Here is a 22,527-nt window from a genome sequence, read left to right on the forward strand (position 1 = left end):
GCTCCCCGCGCCACCTCCTCACGGACGGCGCCCGCGCCTGGACCTCGGCCGCGTCCACCGAGAACATCGGACAGCCGCCCGCCGGCTCCGACGCACCCCCGGACCCGACGGGACCCGACATGCCCCGCGCCTACACATAAGCGGACATAAGGCATGTCGGGTTGCTACGTTGCGCTCCATGACCGCAACGACGGGGGACCCTCCCCCGCCCGAAGCACGTGTCGCCAAGCGGCGCGGGGTCGAGCTCTCCCTCCTGGTGGGCGCCGTCCTCATCTCCGTCCTCGGTTACGCCGCCGTCGGCCTCGCCCTCGACGCCGCCGCCCCGCCCGACGCCCTCACCCACGGCGCGGGCCTCGGTCTGCTCGCTCTCGTCGCGCATCTCGCGGTCCGCTTCCGCGCCCCGTACGCCGACCCGCTCCTGCTGCCCATCGCGGTCCTGCTCAACGGCATCGGCCTGGTGCTGCTGCACCGGCTGGACCTGGCGACGCCGGGCGAGCGGGACGCGCCCGCGCAGCTCGTCTGGTCCACCCTCGGGGTCGCGCTGTTCATCGCCGTCGTGGTGGTCCTGCGCGACCACCGGGTGCTCCAGCGGTACGCGTATCTGTCGATGGCCGCCGCGCTGGTGCTGATGGTCCTGCCGATCTTCTTCCCCGCCGTGAACGGTGCCCGGATCTGGATCCGGATCGGCGAACTCTCCTTCCAGCCGGGCGAGTTCGCGAAGATCCTGCTCGCCGTCTTCTTCGCCGCGTATCTCGCCGCCAACCACAACGCCCTCGCCTGCACCGGCCGCCGGATCTGGTGGTTCCAGCTGCCCAGCGGGCGGGTGCTGGGCCCCGTCGTCGCGATCTGGCTGCTCAGCGTGGTCGTCCTGATCCTGGAACGCGACCTCGGTACCTCGCTGCTCTTCTTCGGCCTGTTCGTGATCCTGCTGTACGTGGCGACGGGCCGGACCGGCTGGATCGCCGTCGGGCTGCTGCTGGCCGGGGTGGGCGCGGTCGCCGTGGGCTGGCTCGAACCGCACGTCCACGGCCGGGTGGAGGACTGGCTGGACCCGTTCGCCTCCATCGACGCGGGCCGGGGCCCCGGCCAACTGGCCCAGTCCCTCTTCGCGTTCGCGGCGGGCGGCATGTTCGGTACGGGGCTGGGGCTGGGCCGGTCGGTGCTGATCGGCTTCGCCGCCAAGTCCGACTTCATCCTCGCGACGGCGGGCGAGGAGCTGGGACTGCTCGGGCTGACGGCGATCCTGGTGCTGTACGCGCTGCTGGTCGCCCGTGGCTACCGCGCCGGGCTCGGTCTGCGCGACCCGTTCGGACGGCTGCTCGCGGTCGGTCTCGCGTCGATCGTGGCGCTCCAGGTGTTCGTGATCGCGGGCGGGGTGACCGGGCTGATCCCGCTCACCGGCATGGCGATGCCGTTCCTGGCGCAGGGCGGCTCGTCGGTCGTCACGAACTGGGTCATCGTGGCGCTGCTCATCCGGCTCAGCCACTCGGCGCGCCGGCCGCTCCCGGAACCGGTGGAGGCGGGGGTGATCGCGCCGGCGGTGGTGGTCGCGGGGCCCGTCCCGGGCACGGGCCCCTCGACCGGGACGACGGCGACGGGCGGTGAGCGATGACCGGCCAGATCCGGCTCGCCGCCGCGTGCTGTCTGCTGCTGTTCGCCGCCCTGCTCGTCAACGCGGCCCGGGTACAGGTCATCCAGGCCGACTCCCTCGACCGCAACCCCGCCAACCGCCGCGCCGCCATCGACCGTTTCGAGCAGCCGCGCGGCCGGATCCTCGTCGACGGCCGCCCCGTCACCGGCTCCCGGGACACCCGCCAGCAGCTGCGGTACGAACGCACGTACGCGCAGGGGCCGTTGTACGCGCCGGTGACCGGCTACGCCTCCCAGACGTACGGCACCACCCTGCTGGAGAACGCCGAGGACGGCATCCTGGCCGGGACCGACCCGATGCTGGCGCCCCTGCCGTTCTGGAACGACATCACCCGCGGCCGACGGCCCGGCGGCAGCGTCGTCACGACCATCAGCTCGGCGGCGCAGCGCGCCGCGTACACCGGTCTCGACGGCAGGCGCGGCGCGGTCGCGGCGATCGAACCCGCGACGGGCCGGATCCTCGCGCTGGTCAGCAGTCCCTCGTACGACCCCGGACGGCTCTCGGGCACGGGGAGCGCGGTGGCGGACACCTGGCGGCGGTACAACGACGACGCCGCCCAGCCGATGCTCAACCGGGCCATCCGCCAGACGTATCCGCCCGGTTCGGCCTTCAAGATCGTGACGGCCGCGGCGGCCCTGGACACCGGGGCGGTCGAGGACGTCGACAAACCGACGGGGGTCCCCGACCCGTACGTCCTGCCGGGCACCCGCACCAGGCTCCCCAACGACACACGCGGCTGTGACCAGGAGTCGCTGGCGTACGCGATCAAGTGGTCCTGCAACTCGGTGATGGCCGGGCTCGGGGTGCGGGTCGGGCTCGACGGGATGGTGGACGCGGTGGGCCGATTCGGCTTCAACGACCGGCGGTTGAGGATTCCGTCCGGGGTTGCGGTGTCCAACTTCGACCGGGAGATGAGCGACGACCAGCTCGCGCTCTCCTCGATCGGGCAGTACGACACGACGGCGACGCCGCTCCAGATGGCGATGGTCGCGTCCGCCGTCGCGAACGGCGGGAACCTCACGTACCCGCGTCTGGTGGAGCGGACGCTCGACGCCGACGGCGACACCGTCTCCCGGACGGGCCAACGGTCCTACGGGCGGGCGATGAAGCCGTCCACGGCCTACCGGCTGCGGCAGTTGATGGTGGACGCCGTGGAGACCGGGACGGGGACGAGCGCCGGGATCGAGGGCGCGACGGTGGGCGGCAAGACGGGGACGGCGCAGCACGGGGTGGGCAACTCCGGTACGCCGTACGCCTGGTTCATCTCCTGGGCGCGGGCGGACGGCGCGGCACGGCCGGCGGTGGCGGTGGCCGTGGTGGTGGAGGACGCGGAGGCGGTGCGGGGCGACATCAGCGGGGGCGGCGACGCGGCGCCGATCGCGCGCGCGGTGATGGAGGCGGCGCTGGCGGAGGCGCGCTGAGAGACTGGAGGGTGTGGTGGGCGAGTCGTGGTGGTCGGTGGACGAGGCACTGGAGCGGATCGACCGGCTCGACTCCGGGCTGTGTGCCTTCATCGAGGTGTGGCACACCGGGGCGAGGCGGCGGGCGCGGGCCGTGGACCCTCGACTGCCGCTGGCGGGGCTGCCGTTCGCGGTGAAGGGCCCGACGGGCATCCGGTCGCACGCGGCGCGGCGGCTGATCGCGGCGGGGGCGGTGCCGGTCGGTTCGACGGCGGTGCCGGGGCCGGGGACGTACTGGCAGACCTGGGGGCGCGGGGCCGGTGGCCGGACGGTCAATCCGTACCGCGCGGACCGGACTCCCGGTGGTTCGTCGGCGGGGTCGGCGGTGGCGGTCGCGGCGGGCATGGTGCCGCTGGCGACGGGCAGCGACGGGGCGGGCTCGGTGCGGATCCCGGCGGCGTGGTGCGGGGTGTTCGGGCTGAAGACGACGAGGGGGCTGCTGCCGTCGCCGGACCGGACGGGCCTGGCGACGGCGGGGGTGCTGACGCGGCGGGTGGCGGACGCGGGGGTGTGGCTGCGGTGGGTGGCGGCCGGGTCGGCGGGGGTGGCGGGTGCCGCTCCGCGTGGGCCGGTGGCCGCCGCGTACTCGCCGGACCTCGGTTTCGCGGGGACGGACTCGGCGGTGGAGGCGGTGGTACGGGCGGCGGTGGACCGGCTGGTGGCGGCCGGGGTCGTACGGCTCGACGGGTCTCCGGGGGCGGCCCCGGCGCTGCTGGACCCGCGCGAGGCGTGGCTGGCGCTGCACGGGGACGGGGACGGGGGCGGGGGCGTACCCGGAGCGGGCGGCGCGGGCGGGGGCGGGAGCGCGAGTGTGCGGGAGGAGAACGACCGGCGGCTGGACGCGTACTTCGCGCGTACGCCGCTGCTGCTGACCCCGGTGACACCGAACCGCCCGCACGGCCACGGGGGTCCGGGGCCCGACGTCTACTCGACGGAGCTGACCTGGGCGTTCAACCTGAGTGGCCATCCGGCGGCGAGTCTGCCCGCCGGTTTCACGCCCGACGGCTGCCCGGTGGGGCTCCAACTGGTCGCGGAGCGCGGGGCGGAGGCCGGGCTCCTCGCTGTCGCGGAGGCGGCCGAGGCGGCCCTGCCCGTCCTGCGCCGCCCGTGACGGCGCCCGCGACGACCCGGGAGCGCGGAGCGGATCGGCCGGGGAGTCGGCGGGCCGATTCGGCGAGGGCCCGACAGGGGATTGACGGGGACTACTGACACGACGTCTTATAAGAGGCCCGGAGTCGTACCCCCGGTAACACCGACTTCGGTCCCGCAACACCGACCCCCGCCGGCCCCCTGTCGCGAGGTGCTTCCCGCCATGACCGCAGCACACGACCCCGAAGTGACCGCCCCGCGCGACGAGGAGCGCGGGAACCCGTTCCCGCATGACGCGCTGGGGCCGCTGCGCGACCGTGAACAGGTCGCGCGCCGTCTCCTCGAAGCCTCGGCCAAGCACTCCTTCGACCCGGACAAGGACCTGGACTGGGACGCCCCGCCGGAGGACGGAAAGTGGTACTGGCCGCCCGAGTTGGTCTCGCTGTACGGCACCCCGCTCTGGCGGCGGATGTCCGAGGAGCAGCGGATGGACCTGGCCCGGCACGAGGCCGCGTCGCTCGCCTCGCTCGGCATCTGGTTCGAGATCATCCTGATGCAGCTGCTGGTCCGGCACATCTACGACAAGCCGGTGACCAGCGAGCACGTCCGCTACGCGCTCACCGAGATCGCGGACGAGTGCCGCCACTCGGCGATGTTCGCGCGGATGATCCAGAAGGGCGGCGCCCCGGCGTACCCCGTGCCCCGTGCCCATCACAATGTGGCGCGCGTGCTGAAGTCCGTGTCCACGACGCCGGGTTCGTTCGCCGCGACGCTGCTGGGCGAGGAGATCCTGGACTGGATGCAGCGGCTGACGTTCCCGGACGAGCGCGTCCAGCCGCTGGTACGGGGCGTGACCCGGATCCATGTGGTGGAGGAGGCCCGCCATGTGCGTTACGCCCGTGAGGAGTTGCGCCGCCAGATGGTGACGGCTCCGCGCTGGGAAAGGGAGTTGACCCGCCTCACCGCAGGCCAGGCGGCCCGGGTCTTCTCGGTCTGCTTCGTCAACCCCCGGGTCTACGACAACGCGGGCCTGAACCGCCACGAGGCGGTGAGCCAGGTCCGGGCCAGCGGCCACCGCCGAGAGGTCATGCAGTCGGGCGCGAAGCGTCTGACGGACTTCCTGGACGACATAGGGGTGCTGCGCGGGGCGGGGCGGCGGCTCTGGAAGTCGTCGGGGCTGCTGGCCTGAGGGGTGGGGCGGGCCGCCGGTGCGGGGCGGACGCGCGGGGGCGGAGCGGATGCGCACGGCCGGGGCGGGGCGGGTATGGGGCCCGCCCCGCCGCCGGGGCGGTCAGCTCCGCGCGCGGCGGCGCAGCACCAGCGTGCCGCCCGCCGCCGCGAGCGTCACCAGGGCCGCGCCCGTCGCGACCTTCGTCCCGTCCATGTCCGTGATGCTGCCGCCCAGCCCGCCGGTGGTGCCGCCGGACGGGGTCGTCGTGCCGACGGAGAAGGTGAAGCTGGAGGGGGTGCCGTTCGGGCAGGAGACGCTGATGGTGTGGGTGCCCGCGGTGGCGCTGCTGCGGATGACGGCGGTGCCCTGGTAGGTGCCCGACGTCGTACGCGTGAGGGTGACGGAGCCGGTGAAGGCGTTGGACGAGGCCGACACGGTGCTGGCCGAGCAGCCGCCCCGGAGGGTCAGCGTGGCGGTCGCGCCGCGCACCGCCGGGCTCGGGCTGACCGTGAGGACGGGCTGACCCGACGGGACCGGCCGGGCGTCGGCGTGGGCCGTCGTCACACCCGCGCCCAGGGCCAGGCAGGACAGGGCGGCGGTGGCGAGGATGCGAGCAACGCGCATGATGGGCTTCTCCGCTTCCATGGCACGGTGCGGGCGTCCGTCGCCCGCTCGGGAAACCGAGCCGTGGCCTTCATCAATGGCAGACACGTCGTCAAGCGGCTCGCCGGAACGCGCCGCCGGATTCCGTCGAACGGTCCAGCGCGGGCCGCGAAGCCGCAGGTCGTGGCGGTGGGCCGGGGCGCCCGGCGGACACGGGGCCGGTACGCCGCAGGGGTGAGCACCGTCCACGCCGGGCGGGCGCGGCGGGAGGCCGGGCGGCTGCGGGACACTGGTCGGGTGAGAAGCGAAGAGACCGTCTTTGTCGGCGGGCCGCTCGACGGTCGCGTGCTGCCCGTGCTGACCGGCCCCACCGGGCAGCCGCCCAAGTGGTACGAGGTCCCCGTGCCGGACGCCGGGGGCGGGCCGCCCACCGTCCTCGCGTACCGTCGCGCCCCCGCCGGGTACACGAAGCGGCTCGGGCTGCAACGCGGCTGGAAGTACGAGTACGTCCCGGAGGGCCGCGAACGCCGAGCCCTCAAGTGGCCCTGGTCCAAGCCCGACCGGGGCTGAGCCCCGCCGCGAGCCGTCCCCCCGGCGGAGGACGCGCCGCGCCGCGCGGGCGCACGGGCGGGCGTGGCCCACCCCGGCGGCACCGCGCCGCCCCGGACCCCCGGCGGCCCCGCGCCGCCCGGACCCGCTCCGGCGGATCCCCGCAGGCCCGGAACGCCGCGCCCTCAAGTGACCCCCGTACAAGCCCGACCGGGGCCGAGCCCCTCCGAGAACCACGCCCCCGGCGGAACCTGAGCCGCACGTCGCGGGGCATACGGGGGCCTGGCCGACTTCGGCGGCCCCCGCGCCGCCCAGACCCGCTCCGGCGGATCCCCGCAGACCCGGAACGCCGCCAACGCCGCGCCCTCAAGTGACCCCCGTACAAGCCCGACCGGGGCCGAGCCCCGCCGCGAGCCGTCCCCCCCGGCGGAGGACGCGCCGCGCCGCGCGGGCGCACGGGCCGGGCGTGGCCACCCCGGCGGCACCGTGTCGCCCCGCCCAGGCCCTGTCCGGCGAATCCCCGCGGATCCTCGCGGGCCCGCGGCGCCCGGCCCGGCACGGCACCCCGCATCGTGGTCGGACTCGTCCAAGTACGCCCGGTACGGGGACGATCCCGCGCCTCGTGAAGCACCACACCGGCCGCCCCGGGCCGATCCACGAAGATCCGCCGGACAGGACCTAGGATCGGGCGGGCCGGAGACGACCTCCCGGCAGAGCCACCAGGGGGCATTCGCGTGATGGAACCGCTGCGGCACGACGACCCACGTCTCGTCGGGCCCTACACCGTGCTGGCCAGGTACCGGGAGTCGGCGAGCGCCGTGCGGTATCTGGCGTACGGCGCGAACGGCGCCACCGCCGTCGTGACGGTCGCCCGGCCCGCGCTCGCCGAACTGCCCGCCTTCCGGCGGCGTTTCCGGGCCGAGACGCACACCGCCGAGCGGCTGGCCGGCGGCTGGGTGGAGCCGCTGCTCGACTCCCGTACGGACGGCCCGGACGCCTCCGGCGAGGGCCCGCTCTGGACGGCCGTCGGCTACGTGCCCGCGCTCACCCTCGGCGAGGCCGTCGCCGTCGCCGGGCCGCTGCCGGAGCGGTCCGTGCGGATACTGGGCGCCGCGCTCGCCGAGACGCTGTCCCGTGTCCACGCCACCGGCGCCGTCCTGCACGGGCTCGCCCCGGACACGGTGACCCTCGCCGCCGACGGGCCGCGCCTCACCGCCTTCGGGGCGCTGGGCGCGGCGGCGTCGGCCGAGGCCATGGAGGGCGGGCGGCTGTCCGTACGGCTCGGGTACCTCACCCCCGAGCAGGTCGCCGGCGAGGTGCCGGGGCCGCCGGCCGACCTCTTCGTGCTGGGGCTGCTCCTCGCGTACGCGTCCACCGGGACGACTCCGCTCACCGACGGGCCGCCCGACGCGGCGGCCGACCGGATCGCCCGCGGGGCGGCCGAACTCGACCGGGTGCCGCCGGAGTTGCGGTCGCTCGTGGCGCGCTGCCTGGCGAAGGAGCCGGGCGCGCGGCCGACCGCCGGGGCCGTCGCGGCGGAACTGGCACTGGAGGGCGCGGCAGCGGCGGCGACCGCCGTACCCGGCGGCTGGCTGCCGGGGGTCCTGGCGGCGGCGATCGCCGAACAGGCCACCTGGGTCGACGCCCTCCACGCCCCTCTCCACCAGCCGCCGCATCCCCCGCCGGACGGTCCCTCGGACGCCGTCCCCGGCGCGCCCGCCGGCCCCGGACCCGGCAGCGCGCCCGACGGCGTGCCCGACACCCGCACCACCCGCATCGGCCGGCCCCGGGCCGCGTCCGGCAACGAGAGCGGCGGCGCCGACCGGCCCACCGCGGCCCTGTCGCTGCCGCACGCCCGGCCCGAACCGACCGCGCTCCCGCTGCCCCCGGCCGTCGCCCCGGTGCCGCACCAGTCGCAGCCGCTGCCGCCGGGCGCGGTCGTACCGATGCTCCCGGCGGCACCGGCCGCGCCGTCCGGACCGCCCGCCCTGCCGCCGGGGCCCTCGGCCGCCGGCGCGGGTTCCGGCTCGGGCCGGTTCGCCGCGCTGCGGCTGCCACTGACGCAGCCCCTGGACCGGCGGGCGCTGCTGACCGGGATCGTCGCCGGGGCGGCGGGGCTGGTGATCGGCGGTGGCGGTGTTCTGGCGCTCGCCGACGACGAGCCGTCCGACACCACCGCCGGCGGAAAGCCCGACGACAAACCCGGCGGCGGCAGGCGCACGGGCCTGACGGGGCTGCCGCCCGAGACCCTGTGGGCGTACGAGCACCCGGCCGCCGCCGGTGAGGTGCTGAACGCGGCCGTCACCGGCGGGCACACCCTCGTCCTCACCGGCGGGTCCGGCGCCACCGCCGTCGACGCGCGCACCGGGAAGCTGCTGTGGCGCAACGCCGACGCCGCCGCCCTCCACGCGGCGCTGCCCGCCCCCCGGGGCCTGACCTTCGTCGCGGGCACGACCGGACTGTTCTGGCTCACCACCGCGTCCGGGAAGGTCGAGCACCGGATCGACTACGCGGACGGCATCGGGGGCGTACCCGGACTGAGACTGGGCGGTGTCACGGGGGCCAGGGACGGCCAGGTGTGGTTCACCGGGTCGCACACCACCGGCACGGGGAAGACGGCCACGGTCCGCACCTTCCTCTTCGCCTTCGATCTGAGCACCCACGAGGAGCTGTGGCGCGCGGCGATCTCCAACGGCCGCGCCTCGTCCATCCCCGCGTACCAGCTGATCGCCGTACGGGACGCGGACATCGTGCTGCGCCAGGACACCGCGTCGCTGCTGCCCGCCCAGGTCACGGCGGGCAAGGGACGGTCGGTGTACCACTGCTTCAGCCGGGCCGACGGCGGGCGGGCCTGGTCGAGGTCGTTCGGCGCGGTGCCGCCCGCGGGCGGCTCGGTCGGCGACGCGCGGGGGCGGCTGTTCGTCTCCGTGGCCGACCAGTTGTACGCGTACGACACCGCCGACGCACGGCAGTTGTGGCGCAGGTCGGGCGCGCCCAGGGTGCCGGGGCAGAACCCGTTCGCCTTCGGTACCGGCACACTCCTCGGCTCCACGCTCTATGTCGCCAACCGGTACCAGGAGGTGTACGCGGTCGACCCGGCGACCGGCGCGGAGCGCTGGAAGGGCACGACCGAGGCCCCCGCCTGGAACGGTGTGCCCCGGATCACGGTGAGCGGCAGCGGCCGGACGGTGCTGTCGGCCGACGGACTTCAGGTGACGGCGTTCGCCGAGCGCGACGGCGCCCGGCTCTGGAAGTTCCAGAACGCGGGCGGCCCCGCCCCCTCCCCCGCCGCCGACGGCGCACCCGTGGCCACACCCGCGTACCAGCCGCTGATGGCGGGACGTACGGCGGTGATCCGGCGCGGCGGGACGTTCTACGCGCTGCCGGTCGACTGAGCCCCGCGCCCCCGGGGTGGCAAGGCGCCACGCCGGGGGCCGGCGGTGTCGGCGCTCCGGGGGTGACGGCGTGCCGCCAAGTCGCCCAATTGTGCGGTAAGCACACGGAAGCGGGACAGCTGACGCCCCATCATCACCGGGAGGCCGGACAACAGGCCGTCCCGTGAACCGAGGTGAGGGCATGTCAGGAAACACACTGCGGTCCGTCTGTACGGCCGCGCTCGCCGTCCTGGCGGTGGTCCCCTGCGCCGCGCCCGCCGGAGCCGAACCGGGCCCGGGGGCCGGGCCGGGGCGGATCGCGCGAGCGAACCAGGGGCCGTCCACGGGACCGAGCGCAGGACCGTCCACGGGGCCGTCCACCGGGCCGTCCACGGGATCGAGCTCCGGGACGGGCAGCGAGGCGGGGGCCGGGGCGGGCCCGGACCCGGCCGGGGGGCCGGTCGCCGCTCCCCGCGACGACGGATCACCGCGCGGCGTGGCCGAACTCCTCACCGAGCTGCGGACGTTGTACCAGCGGGCCGAGGAGGCCACGGAGTCGTACAACGCCGCCTCGGTACGCCTCGCCACCACGCGTGCCGAGCTGCGCCACGTGGGCACGGGTCTGACCGACGCACGCGAGGCGCTGGTCCGCAGCCGCGCCCAGGCCGGACAGCTCGCCCGCCAGCAGTACCAGGGCACCTCCGAACTCTCCTCCTACGTGGCGCTGTTGCTGTCCCGCGATCCGCAACACGCCTTGGATCAGAAGCATTTGATCGACCGCGCCCAGCGCACGCGGCTGTCCACCGTGGCGCGGCTGACCAACGGCGAGCGGCGCGCCGACACCCTCGCGGCCCGCTCCCGCAAGGCCCTCGCCGACCAGCAGGCGCTCGCCGCCAAAGAGCGGAAGGAGCGTGACGCGGTCCGCGCGAGGCTGGCGGACGTGGAGCGGATGCTCGCCTCGCTCAGCGACGGTCAGATCGCGGCGATCGCCGAGCGCGAGAAGGCCGAGACCGACCGGGCCCAGCGGAAGCTGGTCACCTCGGGCGCGCTCGGCCCCGGCGGCACCGCCGCGCCCGCGTCCCCCGGCGGGACCACCGCGCCCGCGCGCCCCGGCGGGAGCCTGCGGGCGCCGTCGGCCGGGGGCCGGGAGGCCCTGGCGTACGCCGCGGAGCAGATCGGCAAGCCGTACCGGTGGGGCGCGGAGGGCCCGGACGCGTACGACTGCTCGGGGCTGACCTCACGCGCCTGGGCGCGCGCCGGGGTGGACGTGCCCCGGACGAGCCAGCGGCAGTGGGCCGAACTGCCGAGGGTGCGGCTGAGCGAACTGCGCCCCGGCGATCTGGTCCTGTACTTCCCGAAGGCCACCCATGTGGCGGTCTATCTGGGTGACGGGATGGTGATCCACGCCCCGCGCCCCGGAGCGCGGGTGAAGGTCTCGCCCCTCGCGTCGAATCCGTTGCTCGGCGCGGTGCGGCCGGACCCGGCGGCCGGGGCGCTGGACGTGGAGTCGTACACACCCCCGGCGCTGCCGTCCGGTGCCACGGAGGGCGCGGACACCGGCAACAACTCGGGCACCGTTTCGGGAAGTTGACCGCCGTACCGGATCAGCCGCCGGAGGCCCGCCCGTCCCCCGCCGGGGTGTCCCCGCCCTCCGGCGCGTCCCCGGACACGGCGGCCCGGTCGGTCTCCGCCCGAGCGGCCCGCGCGAGATACGCCTCCGCCTTCTCCGGGTCGTAGAAGTAGTGGGCGAAATCGGACGGGTCGTCGAAGCCGTTCGCGAACCGGTCGGCGACCGGCTGGAGCCGTTCCGCCGCCTCCAGCACCTTCAGCACGTGCTTCGGCGGCGGGGCGAGCATCGCGTTCGTCCAGCGGGTGGCGTGCCGCGCGCTCTCCCAGTGGCGGTCGAACGTGGCCCGCATCCACGCCTCGTCGAACTCGCGGTCGCCGTGCGACACGATCGAGTCCAGATAGGAAGCGGCGCACTTGGAGGCGGAGTTGGAGCCCTGTCCGGTGACGGGGTCGTTCGCCACGACGACGTCGGCGACACCGAGGACGAGTCCGCCGCCCGGCAGCCGTCCGACGGGGTGCCGGACGGTGGGGGTGTAGCGGCCGACGAGTGTGGCGTTGGCGTCGGTCAGTTCGACCTTGGTGGCGCGCGCGTACTCCCACGGGGTGAACCGTTCCATCAGCTCCAGCGTCAGCGACAGATGGTCGGCCGGGTCCTTGACGCCCTGGAAGGCGTCGACGGGGCCGCCGGGTACGCCCTCCCAGAACAGGATGTCCGCGCGGCCGGTCAGGGTCAGTGTCGGCATCACGAACAGTTCGCCGACACCGGGGACGAGATTGCAGCGGACGGCGTCGAACCCGGGGTGTTCGGGGCGCGGCGCCATTCCGTGCACGTACGCGACGGACAGCGCCCGCTGCGGCGCGGCGTACGGGGAGCGGGCGGCGTCCCGGCCGAACATCGCGACCAGTTCGCCCTTCCCGGCCGAGACGAGGACAAGGTCGTAGGCCCGGGAGAAGTAGTCGAGATCGGACACGGCGGCCCCGTGGATGACGAGCCGGCCGCCGCGCCGGGCGAAGGTCTCCATCCAGCCGGCCATCTTCACCCGCTGGTCGACGGACTGGGCGAAGCCGTTCAGCCGGCCGACCCAGTCGACCGCGCGGGTCGAGTCGGGCGCGCCGACCGACACGCCGAGGCCCTCGACGCGCGGCGCCTGGGACTCCCAGAAGGCGAGCTGGAGATCGCGCTCGTGCTGGAGCGCGGTGTGGAACATGCACTGGGTGGACATCACCCGGCCGGACCGGATCTCGTCCGCCGTACGGTTCGACAGCAGGGTGACCTCGTACCCGTACGACTGGAGTCCCAGGGCGAGCTGGAGGCCGGACTGTCCGGCCCCGACGACGAGTATCTTCCGCATGGCGGGTTCTCCGTTTGCTGCTGCCCGACGTGCTGCGGCCGGGCTATTCGGGTGCCGCGTCGGCGGCGTGGGCCACCAGGGCCAGCAGTGTGTCCACGACGGCGATCCTTCGGCGGGCGTCCATGACCGTCACGGGTACGTGCGGCGGCACGGACAGCGCCTCGCGTACGGCTTCGGCGTCGAACAGCGGTGTGCCCTCGAAGTGGTTGACGGCGACAACGTACGGCAGGCCGCTGTTCTCGACGTAGTCGAGCACGCCGAAGCAGTCCGCGAGACGGCGGGTGTCGGCCAGTACGACGACGCCGATGGCGCCGCGCACCAGGTCGTCCCAGATGAACCAGAAGCGCTGCTGGCCGGGCGTGCCGAAGACGTACAGCACCAGGTCGTCGTCGAGGGTGAGACGGCCGAAGTCCATGGCGACGGTGGTGGTGGACTTGTCGGGGGTGGCCGTGAGGTCGTCGGTCGCCTCACTGGCGCGGGTCATGACGGCCTCGGTGCGCAGCGGTCTGACCTCGGAGACCGAGCCGACGAAGGTCGTCTTGCCGACGCCGAAGCCGCCCGCGACCACTATCTTCGTGGCGATGGGCGCCCGGGTGCGGTCCAACTGCCAGGCGCGCAGGCCCTCTTCGGCCTCGCCGGACACAACGGGGACGGGGCCCAGGGGGAGGCCGACCGGTCCGGCCCCGGCGGACACGTCAGGGACACCGGACACGTCGGGTACAGGGCCGGACCCGGCGGACACGTCAGGGACACCGGACACGTCTGGTACACCGGGTACGCCGGACGTGTCAGAGGCGGCGGAGTCCACCCAGCACCCTTTCCAGCAGCGCCCGGTCCGGGTGGTCGCTGCCGTGGCCGGTCCCGTACACCCGGATCCGGCCCTGGTCCGCCAGGTCGCTGAGCAGCACCCGGACGACCCCCAGCGGCATCTTGAGCAGCGCCGAGACCTCCGCGACGGTCCGCATCCGCCGGCACAACTCCACGATGGCGCGCATCTCGGGCATGACGCGCGAGGTGAGAGCGCCGCTCGCCAGTTCCCTGCGCTCGTCCGGGGCGTCCAGCGCGGCGACGAACGTCTCGACCAGCAGCACATGGCCGAAACGGGTCCTGCCGCCGGTCAGGGAGTACGGGCGGACGCGGGCGACGCGGCGGTCCGGGACACGCACGGGAAGTCCGCGCGCGGGCGGTCCGTGGGCCGGTCCGGCCGCCGACACCGATGTCATCGGGCGCTCTCCATCGACTTGCGCAGTTCGGTGCGGAGTTCGGGCGTGAGGAGGTGTCCGGCCCGGCCGACGAACATCGCCATGTGGTACGCCACGGCGTGCATGTCGCACTCGGCGCCGGCGTGCAGGCCCAGCAGCGAGCCGTCGCTGATCGACATGACGAAGACACTGCCCTCCGCCATCGCCACCATGGTGTGCTTCACACCGCCCCGGTCCATCAGTTCGGCCGCGCCGAGGGTGAGACTGCTGATGCCGGAGATGATCGTCGCGAGGTCGGCGCTGGAGGCGCGCGGGCCGCCGTCGTCCCCGGCCTCGTGCCGTGCGGGGTCCGAGGAGAGCAGCAGCAGTCCGTCGGACGAGACGACGGCGACGGAGCGTGCGCCGCGCACCTCCTCCACGAGATTCGTCAGCAGCCAGTGGAGGTTGCGGGCCTCACTGCTCAGTCCGAATGTGCCGGTCGCGGTCAACTTCGTGCCTCCTCGACAGTCTCCCCCGAGTCATCCGTACGTACGTCGGTCCCCTCCGCCGCGTTCTGCTGCCGCGGTACTGAACTGTTCCGAGGCGAGCGCTTCTGCCTCTGAGCATGCTTCTGGTCCTGCTTCTGATCCTGGTCCTGAATCCGGTTCTGAATCCCGTCCGGAACACGGTCCTGATTCTGATCCGGTGTCACTTCGGTCTGCGTCACGGTCACTTCGGTCTGCTCCAGGAGCTCGGCGTCGGCGTCGCGCCTGCCGTCCTTGGCTCCTCGGTGAAAGCCACCGAGCCTGCGGCGCAGCGCGTCCGCGTCGACGCTACCGGGCCGGCCGGCCGTCGTGTCGTCGGCCTTGAGGACCTTGGGGGTGCGCTTCGGCAGACCCGTGTCGGTGACGGGATCGGTGACGGGGTCCGCGTCAGCCTCGGTCGCGAGGGCGGCGGCGGATCCGGAGGCCGGCTCCGTGGCGGGCTCCGGCGTGTCGGCTGTCGGGCCTGTCACGTCCGTACCGGCGTCGTCGCCGTCCTCGTCGGCCGCGATGTCCGCGACGCGCTCGTGGCTGTCGGGACCGATCGCGTACGGGTCGTCGGCGGACTCCCGCGCTTCCTGGTCCGAACGGCCGGGCAGCTGGTTGGAGTTGACCTCCGCCGCCGATCCCGGCAGCCGCAGCGCCGGGGCCGCGCCCGCCGCCGGGGTCTGGTGCGGGGCGGCGACCGGCGGGACGGTCGGCAGCAGGGCGCCCGGCAGGACGACGACCGCGGCGAGCCCGCCCTGCGGGTTCTCCCGGAAGCTGATCCCGACGCCGTGCCGGGTGCCGAGCAGCGACGCGACCCGCAGGCCGAGCCCGCTACCGTCGGCCTCGACCGCGCCGTTCTCGCCCGTGCCCTCGCCCGTGCCCTCGCTCTTGGCACCGCCGGTCACGGCCTTCGCGGACTTCGCCGGCTTACCGGACTTCGCCTGCTTCCCCGGCACGGCCGGCTTCGGCCGGTAGCCCTCCGGGTCGGCGAACCGCTCGTTGAGTTCGGTGATCCGTTCGGCCGGCATGCCGATGCCCTTGTCCTCCACCGAGAGCATCACGTCGCCGTTCTCCAACAGCCAGCCGGAGAGCTCGACATGGGCGTCCGGCGGCGAGAACGACGTGGCGTTCTCCAGGAGTTCGGCGACCAGGTGGCTGATGTCGTCCGCGGCGAAGCCGGCCAGCTGGGCGTGGGGCGGCAGCGAACGGATGGTGATCCGCTCGTACTCCTCGATCTCGCTGACGGCCGCGCGCAGCACGTCCACGAGCGGTACGGGGCCCGCGTACGTGCCCCCGTACTCGTGTCCGGCGAGCACCAGCAGGTTCTCGCTGTGGCGGCGCATGACCGTCGCCATGTGGTCGATCCGGAAGAGGACGGCGAGCCGGTCCGGGTCCTGCTCGCGCTCCTCCAGGCCCTCGATGACACCGAGTTGACGCTCCACCAGGCCCAGAGAGCGCAGCGACAGGTTGACGAACGTGTCGTGCACGGTGTGCCGCAGCGCCTCCAGCTGAGCGGTGATCCCGGCGGTGCGCTCCTGGAGTTCGGCACGCTGGTCGGCCACGGACTGCCGGGCGCCGATCAGTCCGGTGCGGTCGCTGTCGAGCTTCTCGGCGCGGGCCGACACGTCGAGGAACTGCGCGTGCAGGTCGTTGAGCGACCGTACGACCTGGCCGAACTCGTCGTTGCGGCCGGTGAAGCGGACAGGTTCCTCGGTGGCGGGCGCGGCGGCGATCCGGGCGGCGCCGATCCGCAGCACGGCGAGCGGCCGGGTGAGTGTGCGCGCCACGGCGGTGGACGCGCCGACGGCGACGATCAGCAGGCCGCCGAGGAGCGCGATGCTCAGCTCCAGCGAGGTCACCCCGTCGTCGCGGAGCTGCTCCAGCCTCTTGAGCCCGCTGGAGCCGATGCCGGACTCGACGCCGCGCATCTGCTCGATCCGGCTGGAGAGGGACGCCTCGACCTTCTCCCGGTTGGCGTCGCGGTCGCTGTCGGAGAGTTCGGGACTGTCGGCGAGGCGGGTCAGATACTTCTCCGCCGCGGTGACGTCCGGCCCGGTGACGGTCGTGGCGAGGGACTCGCGCGCCTCGGCGCCCGCCGCCTGGTCGAAGTCGGCGAGGGAGGCGAGTTCGTGGACGCGGGCCTGCTGGGCGGCGGCGCTCAGCTCGTCCCGCGCCCGGTCGTTCCCGGCGGCGTCGGCGTCGTCCGCCTCGACGGGCAGCCCCGTGACGGGGTCGAACTCCGGCTCGGCGCTGCGGGGCTCCGGAACGGCGAGCGCGGCCAGCAGCAGACCCCGGGTGGCCGACGCCTGCTCGACGGCGCGGCCGAGGGCGGCGGGGGCGCGGGTGCCCTGGGCGGTTCCGGGCGGTGTCTTCTCGGCGACCTCGTCGCCGACGGCGTGGAGCTTGGCGATGACGTCCGTGTACGCCTGGTACGCCTCCAGGGCCGTGCCCTTGCCGGTGAGGGCGGTGCGGCGGATGGACGGGACGGTGGACAGGTCGCGGCGCAGACCGGGGGAGGCGGACGCGTCGATCTCGTCGATCTGCCGGTCGACGCGGGCAGCGGCGGCGGCGCCGGGCGCGTCGTCGCTGTTCTCGTCCCCGTCGCTGTTCTCGTCCCCGTCGCCGTTCTCTCCGCCGTCGCTGTTCTCCGCGCCGCTGTCGGACTCGCCGCTCGCGGCCTCCTCGCGGCCGGCGGCGATGTGGACGACCACGTCGTCCCGCTCGTCGGCGAGGGAGTGGGCCAGCACGGCCGACTGGCGGTTCAGCTCGGCGAGGGTCACCAGGCGCTGGGCGTCGTTCAGTTCGGCGGAGGAACCCAGGATCGCGGGCATGCCCGCCGCCACGACGGTGGCGCCGACGACGGCGACCGCGACGACCAGCCGGCTCCGTACCCGTACGCGCTTCCCGGCGGGAGCCCCGGGCACCTCGGCGGAATCGGCCGTCACCGCTTTACGGGGCCCTGCCGGGCCCTGGGACCCGCCGCGCGTGCCGCTCTTGCCCCGAGGCCGCTTCTTCTGCACCGGTGCTCGCATTCTCGACTCGTCCGCCCACGAGGCAGAGGCGGCGTCCGGTCACATCCGGAGACCTCCTCAACCCCTGGCACGGCTTCCGACCATTCCAGCGTTTCTCGGAGGGGGCGCGTATCGGCCGCTCCGCCACCTGAACGAGTGAACATCAAGGTGGAGTTGGCGAACAACTCGCGCGGGCGCGCGCTACGGGTGTGCACCGTGGGGCGGTTGGAACTTACGCGTGAGCTTTGGCAGGATGCCCGGCCGCACCGTCACGGACCGGACCGTTCCCGGCCCCGGTGGGAGGCGCGCGCCCGGTGCCTCGTACCGGGAGCGCGCCGGGAGTACGCCACGGCGCGCGGCGGGAACCGGTGCGCGCCGGGGTGCGTCCCGGGCGCGGGCGCGCGGAAGGGTGAAGGGCACCCGGGGCCTGGCGCGGGCTCGGGCAGACTGGCGGTCATGCGTATCGACATCGCCACCGCGCCCGGCAGCCATCCGCGACCCAACGAGGACTGGACGGCCGTGGCCGCGCCCTCGGCGGGCAGCGGCGGCACGCTCATCGCGCTGGACGGCGTGACGCCTCCGCCGGACGGCGACGGCTGCGCGCACGGTGTGCCCTGGTTCACCGCGCGCCTGGGCGGGGCACTGACCGAACTGTCGGCGTCACGTCGTGAGTTGTCCCTGGCCGACGCCCTGGCGGAGTCGATCCGGCGCACCGCCGACGCCCACCGGGACACGTGTGACCTTTCTCACCCCCGTACGCCGCAGGCGACGGTCGTCATGGTGCGCTGGGACGCGGACACCGTCGAGCATCTCGTGCTGTCCGACTCCACGCTCCTGCTGGAGTCGCCGGACGGCGAGGTGCGGGCGGTCGTGGACGACCGGCTGGACCGCGTTCCGCGCGAGGTGCGCCGACGGGCGGCGGCGACGGACGCGCTGCGCAACGCGAAGGGCGGTTTCTTCACGGCGGCGGTGGACCCGGGCGTGGCGGCCAAGGCGGTGACGGGGCGCACGCCCGCAGCGGACGTGCGCGCCGTCGTGGCGTTGACGGACGGGGCGGCGCGCTGGGTGGAGGTGTTCCGGGAGGGCGACTGGGCGGACTGTCTGGCGCTCGTCAGGAAGAGCGGTCCACAGGAGCTGATCGACCGGGTACGGGCGGCGGAGTCGGCGGACCCGGACGGGGCGGCCTTCCGGCGTGGCAAGCCGTACGACGACGCGACGGTCGTGTACGTCGAGCCGTAGGCCCGGTGCGTGGGGTCGGGCCCCGTACTGCGGACGGACAGCACCACCCGGGCCCCGCCCGACACGTCCCACCCGGCGCGCCACACGCGCACGGCACCTCGCGGTCGTGTCGGAGCCGACCGCCGTGTACACCCGGCACGAGGCAGGTTCTCCGCCGCGCGCCCGCACACCGGACCCCGCTCGCACGCGCCGACGAGGCAGGGGCCGGTCCACAGCGGGGCGCACGGTGGTCCCTGCGGGCGGACGGCGCCACCGGGACGGCACCACCCGGGCCCCGCCCAACAGGTCCCACCCGACACGTCCCGCCCGGCGCGCCACACGCGCACGGCACCTCGCGGTCGCGTCGCCGCCCGCCGCCGCGTACACCCGGCACCAGGCCGGTCCGCAGCGGGGGTACGGCGGGCCCTACGGCGGACGGCGTTACACGGCCGGGGTGTCCTTCGCGGCGGGGGCCTCGATCAGCTCTCCGCGCGGGCGTTCAAGTGGTGCAGCAGGCGGGCCAGTTCGGCGACCTCGGAGCGGTCCCAGTCGGCGAGTTTGCGTACGTACCGCTCGCGCCGCGCGTCCCGTACCCGGCGGAAGCGTTCGACGCCCTCGGCGGTGAGCCGGACCAGGGAGGCGCGCCCGTCGGCCGGGTCGGGTTCGCGGGTGACGAGGCCGAGTGCTTCCAGCGCGTGCAGCTGGCGGCTCATGGTGGCCTTGCCGACCCCGAAGTAGACGGCGAGATCGGTGGCGCGCTGGTGGCCGGTCTCCTCCAGCCGTACGAGAAGTCCGTAGGCCGCCGGTTCCAGCTCGGGGTGGACCTCGCGGGCCATCTCCCCGGAGTTGGCCCTGGCCCGCCGCAGAAAGACGGCCAGTTCGCGTTCCAGGGCGAGGAATTCGCGGTCCACCTCGCCCTTCCGGGCCGGGCCGGGTTCTCCCGCCGTACCGTCTCCGTGCACGTCAGCACTCGTAGCGACCATCGCGCGCTTTCCCGCTCCTGAAGGTGTCCGCCGGGCCCGTCGCCGCAGCACTGTCATTCTTTCGCAGGTTTATACCAGCGGCGACAAACGGGGCCCGACTCCCTCCGTGTGGACGCGGCGGACCCCCGGCACCGGGTGCCGGGGGTCCGCTCAGCCGTCCGTTCCTACGCGGCGAGGGGGATCTCGCCGGCCGTCCCGGCCTTCTCCGCCGTCGCCGGCGAGAGAGCCAGCTCCAGCACCTGGCGTACGTCCGTCACCGGGTGGACCTCCAGCTTGTCCAGGATCTCGGCGGGGACGTCGTCCAGGTCCGCCTCGTTCCGCTTCGGGATCACCACCGTGGTGATGCCCGCCCGGTGCGCGGCCAGCAGCTTCTGCTTGACCCCGCCGATGGGCAGGACCCGCCCGGTCAGCGAGACCTCGCCGGTCATGGCGACGTCCGTACGGACCTGACGTCCGCTGAGCAGCGACGCGAGCGCCGTGGTCATCGTCACGCCCGCGCTCGGGCCGTCCTTGGGCACCGCGCCCGCCGGGAAGTGGATGTGCACGCCCCGGTCCTTCAGGTCGGCCACGGGCAGTTCCAGTTCGGCGCCGTGCGAGCGCAGGAAGGAGAGCGCGATCTGGGCCGACTCCTTCATGACGTCGCCGAGCTGGCCGGTGAGGGTCAGCCCCGATCCGCCGGTCTCCGGGTCGGCCAGCGACGCCTCCACGAAGAGGACGTCCCCGCCCGCGCCGGTCACGGCGAGACCGGTGGCCACGCCCGGCACCGCCGTGCGGCGCTCGGCCGGGTCCTGGGCGGACTCGGGCACATGGTGCGGCCGGCCGATCAGGCCGCGCAGATCGCCGTCTCCCACGGAGAGGGGCAGTTCGCGCTCGCCCAGCTCGTGCTGTGCGGCGACCTTGCGCAGGAGCCTGGCGATGGAGCGTTCCAGGTTGCGTACGCCCGCCTCGCGGGTGTACTCGCCCGCCAGCTTGCGCAGCGCGCTGTCCTCCAGCGCGACCTCGCCGGTCTCCAGACCGGCCCGCTCCAGTTGCCGGGGCAGCAGGTGGTCACGGGCGATGACGACCTTCTCGTCCTCGGTGTAGCCGTCGAGCCGCACCAGTTCCATCCGGTCGAGCAGTGCCTCGGGGATGGCCTCCAGGACGTTCGCGGTGGCGAGGAAGACCACGTCGGAGAGGTCGAGTTCGACCTCCAGGTAGTGGTCGCGGAAGGTGTGGTTCTGCGCCGGGTCGAGCACTTCGAGGAGGGCGGCGGCCGGGTCGCCCCGGTAGTCGGAGCCGACCTTGTCGATCTCGTCGAGGAGGACGACCGGGTTCATCGAACCGGCCTCCTTGATCGCCCGCACGATGCGGCCGGGCAGGGCTCCCACGTACGTACGCCGGTGGCCGCGGATCTCCGCCTCGTCCCGGACACCACCGAGCGCGACACGCACGAACGAACGGCCCATGGCGTGCGCGACGGACTCGCCGAGCGAGGTCTTGCCGACGCCGGGCGGGCCGACGAGGGCGAGGACGGCGCCGCCTCTGCGGCCTCCGACCACGCCGAGGCCGCGGTCGTCGCGGCGCTTGCGGACAGCCAGGTACTCCGTGATGCGTTCCTTCACGTCCTCCAGGCCCGCGTGCTCGGCGTCGAGGACGCGCTGGGCGCCCCGGATGTCGTACGCGTCCTCAGACCGCTCGTTCCACGGCAGTTCGAGGACGGTGTCCAGCCAGGTGCGGATCCAGGAGCCCTCGGGGCTCTGGTCGGAGGACCGCTCCAGCTTGTCGACCTCCTTGAGCGCGGCGTCCCGGACGTTCTCGGGCAGATCGGCGGCCTCCACCCGGGAGCGGTAGTCGTCGGACTCGTCGCCGGGGTCGCCGTTGAGCTCGGACAGCTCCTTGCGTACGGCGTCGAGCTGGCGCCGCAGCAGGAACTCGCGCTGCTGCTTGTCGACGCCCTCCTGGACGTCCTTGGCGATGGACTCGGCGACGTCCTGCTCGGCGAAGTGCTCGCGGAGCTGGTCGGTCGCGGTCTTCAGCCGGGCGACCGGGTCGGCGGTCTCCAGCAGCTCGACCTTCTGGGCGGTGCTGAGGAACGGCGAGTAACCGGCGTTGTCGGCGAGCTGCGAGACGTCGTCGATCTGCTGGACCCGGTCCACGACCTGCCAGGCGCCGCGCTTCTTCAGCCAGTCGGTGGCGAGGGCCTTGTACTCCTTGATCAGTTCGGTGACGGACCCGGGCAGCGGGTCGGGAACGGTCTCCTCGACCGGCAACCCCTCCACCCACAGGGCCCGGCCGGGCCCGGTCGTACCGGAGCCGATCCTGACGCGGCCCCGGCCGCGGATCAGGGCGCCGGGGTCGCCGTCGGAGAGCCGGCCGACCTGTTCGACCGTCCCGAGGACGCCGGTCCCGGCGTAGGCACCGTCCAGCCGCGGCACGAGCAGCACCTTCGGCTTCCCCCCGTCGGGGGTGTCACGGGCGGCGGCCTGGGCGGCCTCGACGGCGGCCCGCACGTCGGCGTCGGACAGATCCAGCGGCACCACCATTCCGGGCAGCACGACCTCGTCGTCGAGCGGCAGCACGGGCAGGGTGAGCGGTGTGGACGTGGCAGCCATGGTCTCCCCTTCGGCAGCAAAAAGTTGAGCTATGCAGACTCAATGCTTATGAGCCCGGGGTTGTTCCCCGATACGGGGGGAGGGTGTTCGCTCTGAGCGATCCCGGCGCCATGACCGTCCGGACTGTCCGGACCTCCGCCGGGCACACGCCTCCCGAACCGGTTTGGCCGCGCCCCCGCGCCCCCGCGAGGATGG

General features: G+C 74.3%; 16 protein-coding genes. 8 read left to right on the forward strand and 8 right to left on the reverse strand.

What is annotated here, in order from left to right; genetic code table 11:
- Positions 1-178: 178 nt before the first annotated feature.
- From OG875_RS08635 to OG875_RS08650, 4 genes are all read left to right on the forward strand, one after another.
- The gene (locus OG875_RS08635) at positions 179-1,612 is read left to right on the forward strand and encodes an FtsW/RodA/SpoVE family cell cycle protein (protein ID WP_330173634.1); all 1,434 of its coding nucleotides are present in this window, start codon (positions 179-181) and stop codon (positions 1,610-1,612) included.
- Positions 1,609-3,072: a penicillin-binding transpeptidase domain-containing protein gene (locus OG875_RS08640; RefSeq protein WP_330173635.1), complete on the forward strand. Its 1,464-nt coding sequence runs from the start codon at positions 1,609-1,611 to the stop codon at positions 3,070-3,072. The genes OG875_RS08635 and OG875_RS08640 overlap by 4 nt, the downstream gene beginning before the upstream one ends.
- A gap of 37 nt (positions 3,073-3,109) precedes the next feature.
- A complete protein-coding gene (locus tag OG875_RS08645; protein ID WP_330177659.1) occupies positions 3,110-4,222 on the forward strand; it encodes an amidase in 1,113 nt (370 codons plus the stop codon).
- Between the two features lie 201 nt (positions 4,223-4,423).
- Positions 4,424-5,389: an AurF N-oxygenase family protein gene (locus OG875_RS08650; RefSeq protein ID WP_330173636.1), complete on the forward strand. Its 966-nt coding sequence runs from the start codon at positions 4,424-4,426 to the stop codon at positions 5,387-5,389.
- Positions 5,390-5,491: 102 nt separating this feature from the next.
- Here the strand turns inward: OG875_RS08650 and OG875_RS08655 are convergent, their stop codons facing one another.
- Positions 5,492-5,995, reverse strand: a complete 504-nt coding sequence (locus OG875_RS08655; RefSeq protein ID WP_330173637.1) for a hypothetical protein — start codon at positions 5,993-5,995, stop codon at positions 5,492-5,494.
- A gap of 276 nt (positions 5,996-6,271) precedes the next feature.
- Between OG875_RS08655 and OG875_RS08660 the strand changes: the two genes are divergently transcribed.
- The 3 genes from OG875_RS08660 to OG875_RS08670 all read left to right on the forward strand — a co-directional run bounded on the left by OG875_RS08660 (position 6,272) and on the right by OG875_RS08670 (position 11,488).
- Positions 6,272-6,544 (forward strand): hypothetical protein, encoded by a 273-nt coding sequence (locus OG875_RS08660; protein ID WP_330173638.1) that lies wholly within the window; start codon positions 6,272-6,274, stop codon positions 6,542-6,544.
- Between the two features lie 716 nt (positions 6,545-7,260).
- Positions 7,261-9,918 carry an outer membrane protein assembly factor BamB family protein gene (locus tag OG875_RS08665; protein ID WP_330177660.1) on the forward strand — a complete coding sequence of 886 codons (2,658 nt, stop codon included), beginning with the start codon at positions 7,261-7,263 and terminating at the stop codon, positions 9,916-9,918.
- A 181-nt stretch (positions 9,919-10,099) separates the two neighbouring features.
- A complete protein-coding gene (locus OG875_RS08670; protein WP_330173639.1) occupies positions 10,100-11,488 on the forward strand; it encodes a C40 family peptidase in 1,389 nt (462 codons plus the stop codon).
- A gap of 13 nt (positions 11,489-11,501) precedes the next feature.
- Here the strand turns inward: OG875_RS08670 and OG875_RS08675 are convergent, their stop codons facing one another.
- The 5 genes from OG875_RS08675 to OG875_RS08695 all read right to left on the reverse strand — a co-directional run bounded on the left by OG875_RS08675 (position 11,502) and on the right by OG875_RS08695 (position 17,549).
- Positions 11,502-12,818: a styrene monooxygenase/indole monooxygenase family protein gene (locus OG875_RS08675; protein WP_330173640.1), complete on the reverse strand. Its 1,317-nt coding sequence runs from the start codon at positions 12,816-12,818 to the stop codon at positions 11,502-11,504.
- Positions 12,819-12,861: 43 nt separating this feature from the next.
- A complete protein-coding gene (locus OG875_RS08680) occupies positions 12,862-13,479 on the reverse strand; it encodes a GTP-binding protein (protein ID WP_330177661.1) in 618 nt (205 codons plus the stop codon).
- Between the two features lie 127 nt (positions 13,480-13,606).
- On the reverse strand, positions 13,607-14,041 hold the full coding sequence (locus OG875_RS08685; RefSeq protein WP_330173641.1) for a DUF742 domain-containing protein: 435 nt from the start codon (positions 14,039-14,041) through the stop codon (positions 13,607-13,609).
- On the reverse strand, positions 14,038-14,508 hold the full coding sequence (locus OG875_RS08690) for a roadblock/LC7 domain-containing protein (RefSeq protein ID WP_330173642.1): 471 nt from the start codon (positions 14,506-14,508) through the stop codon (positions 14,038-14,040). The genes OG875_RS08685 and OG875_RS08690 overlap by 4 nt, the downstream gene beginning before the upstream one ends.
- On the reverse strand, positions 14,505-17,549 hold the full coding sequence (locus OG875_RS08695) for a sensor histidine kinase (protein ID WP_330177662.1): 3,045 nt from the start codon (positions 17,547-17,549) through the stop codon (positions 14,505-14,507). The genes OG875_RS08690 and OG875_RS08695 overlap by 4 nt, the downstream gene beginning before the upstream one ends.
- 447 nt (positions 17,550-17,996) lie before the next feature.
- On the opposite strand from OG875_RS08695, the gene OG875_RS08700 reads away from it, so the two are divergent.
- On the forward strand, positions 17,997-18,779 hold the full coding sequence (locus OG875_RS08700) for a protein phosphatase 2C domain-containing protein (RefSeq protein WP_330173643.1): 783 nt from the start codon (positions 17,997-17,999) through the stop codon (positions 18,777-18,779).
- Between the two features lie 458 nt (positions 18,780-19,237).
- Here OG875_RS08700 and OG875_RS08705 read toward each other — a convergent pair whose 3' ends face one another.
- Together OG875_RS08705 and lon are read right to left on the reverse strand one after the other, a co-directional pair.
- Positions 19,238-19,720 carry a MarR family winged helix-turn-helix transcriptional regulator gene (locus tag OG875_RS08705; protein ID WP_443079082.1) on the reverse strand — a complete coding sequence of 161 codons (483 nt, stop codon included), beginning with the start codon at positions 19,718-19,720 and terminating at the stop codon, positions 19,238-19,240.
- A gap of 185 nt (positions 19,721-19,905) precedes the next feature.
- Positions 19,906-22,332 carry an endopeptidase La gene (gene lon / locus OG875_RS08710; protein WP_330173645.1) on the reverse strand — a complete coding sequence of 809 codons (2,427 nt, stop codon included), beginning with the start codon at positions 22,330-22,332 and terminating at the stop codon, positions 19,906-19,908.
- Positions 22,333-22,527: the final 195 nt, after the last annotated feature.

Origin of the sequence: Streptomyces sp. NBC_01498 (assembly GCF_036327775.1) — a bacterium.
Lineage (GTDB): Bacteria > Actinomycetota > Actinomycetes > Streptomycetales > Streptomycetaceae > Streptomyces.